At 69.3% G+C, this 4,429-nt stretch carries 6 protein-coding genes; 4 read left to right on the top strand and 2 right to left on the bottom strand.

Annotated elements, in window-relative coordinates; genetic code table 11:
- The coding region (locus C667_RS20585) for a magnesium chelatase domain-containing protein (RefSeq protein ID WP_004381047.1) at positions 1-436 on the bottom strand (436 nt) is incomplete at its 3' end.
- A 458-nt stretch (positions 437-894) separates the two neighbouring features.
- Positions 895-1,146 carry an accessory factor UbiK family protein gene (locus C667_RS20575; RefSeq protein ID WP_004381043.1) on the bottom strand — a complete coding sequence of 84 codons (252 nt, stop codon included), beginning with the start codon at positions 1,144-1,146 and terminating at the stop codon, positions 895-897.
- 306 nt (positions 1,147-1,452) lie between these two features.
- On the opposite strand from C667_RS20575, the gene C667_RS20570 reads away from it, so the two are divergent.
- From C667_RS20570 to C667_RS20555, 4 genes are all read left to right on the top strand, one after another.
- The gene (locus C667_RS20570; protein WP_004381041.1) at positions 1,453-2,157 is read left to right on the top strand and encodes a TorF family putative porin; all 705 of its coding nucleotides are present in this window, start codon (positions 1,453-1,455) and stop codon (positions 2,155-2,157) included.
- A gap of 28 nt (positions 2,158-2,185) precedes the next feature.
- Positions 2,186-2,524, top strand: a complete 339-nt coding sequence (gene glnK / locus C667_RS20565) for a P-II family nitrogen regulator (protein WP_004381039.1) — start codon at positions 2,186-2,188, stop codon at positions 2,522-2,524.
- Between the two features lie 14 nt (positions 2,525-2,538).
- Positions 2,539-3,861, top strand: a complete 1,323-nt coding sequence (locus C667_RS20560) for an ammonium transporter (RefSeq protein ID WP_281054852.1) — start codon at positions 2,539-2,541, stop codon at positions 3,859-3,861.
- 192 nt (positions 3,862-4,053) lie between these two features.
- A partial coding sequence (locus tag C667_RS20555) for a bestrophin-like domain (protein WP_004381035.1) occupies positions 4,054-4,429 on the top strand: 376 nt, incomplete at its 3' end.

Here is a 4,429-nt window from a genome sequence, read left to right as displayed (position 1 = left end):
CCTCGGCCGCATTCGCGGGCGCGAGCACCAGCGCGCGACCGGCACGCGCGGCGGCAAGCGCTGCTGCGAGCACCCCGCGCACCGGGCGCAGGCCGCCGTTCAGCGAGAGCTCGCCGCACAGTTCCAGGCGCGGGAGCTGCCGCTCGGCCACCTGGCCCGAGGCGGCGAGGATGCCGATCGCGATCGCGAGGTCGAAGCGCCCGCCCTCCTTGGGCAGGTCGGCGGGCGCCAGGTTGACGGTGATGCGGCGCTGGGGAAACTCGAACTGCGCCGACTGGATCGCCGCACGCACACGATCGCGCGCCTCGCGCACCTCGGTGTCGGCGAGGCCGACGAGGTGGAACTGGGGCAAACCGTTGCCGAGATGGACTTCGACCGTGACCGGCGGCGCCTCGATCCCGTCGAGCGCGCGTGCATGCACGAGGGCGAGCGACATCGGCGACTCCGGGGGGAAAGGAGCCGTCAGTCTAGCGGAGCCGCGATCGATGACAAAGCGTTATGCGAAAAGCACAATCGAGGAGCGCTCGGTGGCGAGGCGTATGCGGTGTCTCATGCAGGAGCAAGCGCAGCGCAGCGCGGCGCGGCGCGTCGAACGCGACCGCGCCCGTCGCCGCCTCACCGCCCTGTTCGCGGCTGCCGCCGCTCCTACAGAAACCGGCGAGCCCCCGAAAGCCTTGTAGGAGCGACGGCGGGCGCGAATCGGGCGGTCCAGGAACCACCCAGGGTGACGAAGACCACCGCCGCTTTCGCGCCTGCCGGCGCTCCTACACGAACCACCACGGCTCCGGTTTCATGTAGGAGCGCCGGCAGGCGCGAATGCAGAAACCGGCGAGCCCCCGAAAACCTTGTAGGAGCGCCGGCAGGCGCGAATGCGGCGCATGGGCCGCACCAGGATCAGGCCTTGTCGCCGCCGCCCAGCTTCGTTTCCAGCTCGGCGACGCGGGCCTCGAGCTCGGCGAGCTTGCGCCGCGCCTGCGCGAGCACCTCGCGCTGCACCTCGAATTCCTCGCGGGTGACGAGGTCGAGCTTGCCGAAGGCCGAGCCGAGCATGGCCTTGGCGTTCTTCTCGATGTCGCGGACGGGGCTGTTGGCGGCGAGCTCGGAGAGGCGTGCGCCGATTTCGTCGAGGATGCGGGGCGTGCTCATGATGGCGTGGATTCCGGATTGCAGAGGCGTCGAAGTCTAGCACGCACGCCCGTACTCGCCGGCGCGCAACGGCCCCGCAGCGGCGCGCCGGTGGCGAACACGGCGCTCGCCGCATCGCCACCCGGATGAGACGCACCAGCTTGGTGCGCCGCGCCCCGAAATCGCGCATCCATCCCTGCCGCAACGCAACAAAATGACGCCTCGAACCTGCCAAAGCCCAGGATTCACCGCGCTTTCAGCGCCCTGGCACGCCCCATGCTTAGGGAGTCTCGTCGCGAACTTCGAAACCCTCGTCAGGAGATGACCATGCGCACGAAACCGCTTGCCACCGCGCTCGCCGCCCTCGCCACCATCGCCGCCGCCGGCGCCGCCCACGCCGGCGACGGCCCCTTCACCGCCAACGTCGGCCTCGTGTCCGACTACGCCTACCGCGGCTCGAGCCAGACCGACGAGCGCCCCGCGCTGCAGGGCGGCTTCGACTACGCCCACGACAGTGGCCTCTATGCCGGCGTGTGGGGCTCGAACGTGTCGTGGCTGTCCGACAGCAACCCGAACGTCCACAACAGCCTCGAGCTCGACATCTACGGCGGCTACAAGGGCACGATCGGCGCCATCGGCTACGACGTCGGCCTGCTGCAGTACTACTACCCGGGCAGCTACCCCAAGGGCTTCAACAGCCCGGACACGCTCGAAGGCTACATCGGCCTGTCGTGGGAGTTCCTCTCCTTCAAGTACTCCTACGCCTTCACCGACCTGTTCGGCTACGACAGGTCCGACGGCAGCCAGTACTACGACCTCGGCGCCGCAGTGGATGTCGGCGGCGGCTTCACCCTCGCCGCCCACGTCGGCTACAGCGACATCAAGGGCGAGGACGACTACACCGACTGGAAGCTGGGCGTCACCAAGGAGTTCGGCGGCTTCAACTTCGGCCTGCACTACGTCGACACCGATGTGGACAACGCCGACCTCGCCGACGAGCGCGTGATCCTGTCGATCGCCAAGAGCTTCTGATCACCGCCATCCGGAACCGGAGAAAGACATGAAATTCATCGCCGCAATCATCAAGCCCTTCAAGCTCGACGAGGTCCGCGAGGCGCTCTCGGCCATCGGCGTGCAGGGCATCACCGTCACCGAGGTCAAGGGCTTCGGCCGCCAGAAGGGCCACACCGAGCTCTACCGCGGCGCCGAGTACGTCGTCGACTTCCTGCCCAAGGTCAAGGTCGAGGCCGCCATCCCCGACGACATCCTCGACCAGGCGATCGAGGCGATCGAGAAGTCCGCCGCCACCGGCAAGATCGGCGACGGCAAGATCTTCGTCTTCGAACTCGAGCAGGCCATCCGCATCCGCACCGGCGAGACCGGCCCGGAAGCGCTGTAAGGGAGCAACGCAAAATGAGAAAACTCCTCGCACTCCTGCCGGCGGCAGCCCTGCTCGCCGGCGCATCGGGCGGCGCCTTCGCCCAGGAGGCCGCGGCCGCCGCGGCCGAGGTGCACAAGGGCGACGTGGCCTGGATCATGACCTCGACGCTGCTCGTGCTGATGATGGCCCTGCCCGGCCTGGCGCTGTTCTACGGCGGCATGGTGCGCGCCAAGAACATGCTCTCGGTGCTGATGCAGGTGATGACCGTGTTCTCGCTCAACGCCCTGCTGTTCGCGCTCTACGGCTACAGCCTGGCCTTCACCGAGGCGAGCCCCTTCATCGGCTCGCTCGACAAGGTCTTCCTGTCCGGGGTGACGATCGAGACGCTCGCCGACACCTTCACCGAGACCGTGAAGCTGCCCGAGTTCGCCTTCGTCGCCTTCCAGGCCACCTTCGCCGGCATCACCGGCGCGCTCATCGTCGGCGCCTTCGCCGAACGCATGAAGTTCTCCGCGGTGCTGATCTTCTCGGTGATCTGGTTCACGCTGTGCTACCTGCCGATCTGCCACATGGTGTGGGGCCCGGGCGGCTACCTGCTCGAGGACGGCGCGCTCGACTTCGCCGGCGGCACCGTGGTGCACATCAACGCCGGCATCGCCGGCCTGGTGGGCGCCTGGATGGTGGGCAAGCGCATCGGCTACGGCCGCGAGGCGCTCGCGCCGCACAGCCTGACCCTGACCATGGTCGGTGCCTCGCTGCTGTGGGTGGGCTGGTTCGGCTTCAACGCCGGCTCCAACCTCGAGGCCACCGCCGGCGCCGCGCTCGCCTTCATCAACACCCTGCTCGCCACCGCCGCCGCGGTGCTGGCGTGGTCGCTCGGCGAAGCGCTGATCAAGGGCAAGCCCTCGATGCTGGGCGCGGCCTCGGGTGCCGTCGCCGGCCTGGTGGCGATCACCCCGGCCTGCGGCTCGGTGGGTCCGATGGGCGCGATCGTGATCGGCACGCTGTCCGGCTTCATCTGCATCTGGGGCGTGAATGGGCTCAAGCACATGCTCGGCGCGGACGATGCGCTCGACGTGTTCGGCGTGCATGGCGTGGGCGGCATCGTCGGCGCCATCCTCACCGGCGTGTTCGCCGCGCCCAGCCTGGGCGGCACCGGCGCGGAGGACTTCTCGATCGCCTCGCAGGTGTGGATCCAGACCTGGAGCGTGCTCGTGACCATCGTGTGGTCGGCCGTCGTCGCCTTCGTCGCCTACAAGGTCGCGGACCTGCTGGTCGGGCTGCGCGTGCCGGAAGACGAGGAGCGCCAGGGCCTCGACACCACGGCGCACGGCGAGACCGCCTACCGCTACTGAGCCCCCCTCTCCCGGGACCGTACTCCTCCGGTTCCGATCCACTCGCGGCGCCCCTCGGGGCGCCGTTTTTTTTCTGCGCCGCGCAGGGCGCACGAGCATCCGGCGCAGCCCCGGGGCGGGCGGCCCGGGCATCGGGCGATGCCCCCGGGGCGGTTAAACTGAGGCCTTGTCGACCGCGCAAGCGAGCTCCCGATGCTCTTTTCCGACTGGCACAGCTACGACCACTACGGCCTCGCCTTCGTCGCCTTCTTCGGCACCCTCGCCGCCGTGTTCCTGATCCAGTGGGTGATGGTGCGTTCGCGCTGGGCGGGCTGGATGCAGTCCCTGCAGGGGGTGGCGCCGCCGTTCATGAACGCGCTCGGCGTGCTCTTCGGCCTGGTGCTCGCCTTTCTCGCCAACGACACCTGGAGCGCGCACGACCGCGCGATGAGCGCCGTGTATCGCGAGGCGGACGGCCTGCGCAGCATCGGTGCACTCGCCGCCACCCTGCCCGAGCCGCTCGGCAGCGAGCTGCGCGCGGCGGCGGCCGGCTACGCCCGCGCCAGCGCCGCCGAATGGACCGAGCTCG

The organism is Thauera phenylacetica B4P (genome assembly GCF_000310225.1).
GTDB lineage: Bacteria > Pseudomonadota > Gammaproteobacteria > Burkholderiales > Rhodocyclaceae > Thauera > Thauera phenylacetica.
Note: the sequence above shows the minus strand (reverse complement) of the source record. Positions and strands in the feature narration are given on the sequence as shown.

Coding starts and splice junctions, on each gene's coding strand:
- C667_RS20575 (WP_004381043.1), bottom strand. CDS start 1,146: ATGAGCACGCCCCGCATCCTCGACGAAATCGGCGCACGCCTCTCCGAG.
- C667_RS20570 (WP_004381041.1), top strand. CDS start 1,453: ATGCGCACGAAACCGCTTGCCACCGCGCTCGCCGCCCTCGCCACCATC.
- glnK (WP_004381039.1), top strand. CDS start 2,186: ATGAAATTCATCGCCGCAATCATCAAGCCCTTCAAGCTCGACGAGGTC.
- C667_RS20560 (WP_281054852.1), top strand. CDS start 2,539: ATGAGAAAACTCCTCGCACTCCTGCCGGCGGCAGCCCTGCTCGCCGGC.